This is a genomic window from Mesorhizobium sp. M7A.F.Ca.MR.362.00.0.0 (assembly GCF_004023175.1).
Taxonomy (GTDB): domain Bacteria; phylum Pseudomonadota; class Alphaproteobacteria; order Rhizobiales; family Rhizobiaceae; genus Mesorhizobium.
On the sequence record NZ_RZTF01000776.1, the window covers coordinates 1 to 1,146 of the forward strand.

Here is a 1,146-nt window from a genome sequence, read left to right on the forward strand (position 1 = left end):
ATTGTGGCCCTGCTCAGAACTTGTAGCTCAAATTGATGCCTACCGTGTTGAGCTTCACGTTCTGATCGCGATCGTTGAAGGGTTCCGCTACGTCGTAGTGCTCGGAGCCGAAATCATAGTAGCGATACTGTGCGCCGACGACGAACTTGTCGGTCAACGCGTAGTCGACGCCGGCACCCGCGGTCCAGCCGACATTCGTGCGCGTGCTGGCGAACGCCGGACCCGCGACTTGCGATGTTTCGATGCCGGCAAAGGCGACGCCGCCAATGCCGTAGACCAGCAGGCGATCCATGGCGTAGCCGGCCTTGGCGTTGACCGACCCGAACCACTTGATGTCGGTGCCGAATGTGCTTCCCAGGGCCGATACCGTCGTTCCGTCGATCGAGGAATAGTTGAGGTCTGCCTCGGCGCCCAGCACCGCCTGGTCGAATTGCCACAGTCCGGCGACATGGCCGCCGACAAAACCGCCGTCAACGTCGGGTGTGGCCGAAAACGGCTCGCCCTCTGTTCCTGATATGTCGGACCGACCCCAGCCATAGCCGGCTTGCATGCCGGCATAGTAGCCGGTCCAGTCGAAGCCGGGCGCGGTCATCGGAACATCGGCCGCTGGGTCGGCGGCGAAAGCCGGCACGGCCAGAGCGGCAAGAAAACCGGCACTTGCGACCATCAGGCGATACATCGAACTCCCCGAAATGACGGTTCAGAAAGATCCTCGCCAGAAGGATAACCGCATTCGCCGCAATCGCAATCCCCCTGTCGCCGCACAGAATCCTCTATTTGGCGTCGATGAAGTCCAGCACAGCCTGGTTATATTCATCCGGCGCTTGCAGCATGGCGAAATGACTGGCGTTGGGCAGGATAATCAGCTTCGCGCCCGGGATGGCGGAGGCGATATATTCGGTGTGTTCGCGCTTGATCGCTTCATCATGGTCGCCGGCAACGATCGCCGTCGGCGTGGTTATCTCAGCGAGCTGCTCCTTGGTCCACGCCGGCTCGGTCTCCCACATATGGCTTATCTGCGCCACGAAGGCGTCATACTGGTCCGGTGTTTTCGACATCTTCTTGTAGTCGCGGCCGGAGCGGTCGATGTAGGCGGCAAAGGTCTTGTTGGTCATCACGCCCGGATCGACGCCGTCGGTGGTTACG

General features: G+C 60.8%; 2 protein-coding genes. Both read right to left on the bottom strand.

Annotated elements, in window-relative coordinates; all coding sequences use genetic code 11:
• Positions 1-13: 13 nt before the first annotated feature.
• On the bottom strand, positions 14-679 hold the full coding sequence (locus EOC06_RS37615) for an outer membrane protein (protein ID WP_127332078.1): 666 nt from the start codon (positions 677-679) through the stop codon (positions 14-16).
• Positions 680-773: 94 nt separating this feature from the next.
• Positions 774-1,146: alpha/beta fold hydrolase (locus EOC06_RS37620; RefSeq protein WP_128310138.1), on the bottom strand; the 373-nt coding region annotated here is incomplete at its 5' end.

Coding starts and splice junctions, on each gene's coding strand:
- EOC06_RS37615 (WP_127332078.1), bottom strand. CDS start 679: ATGTATCGCCTGATGGTCGCAAGTGCCGGTTTTCTTGCCGCTCTGGCC.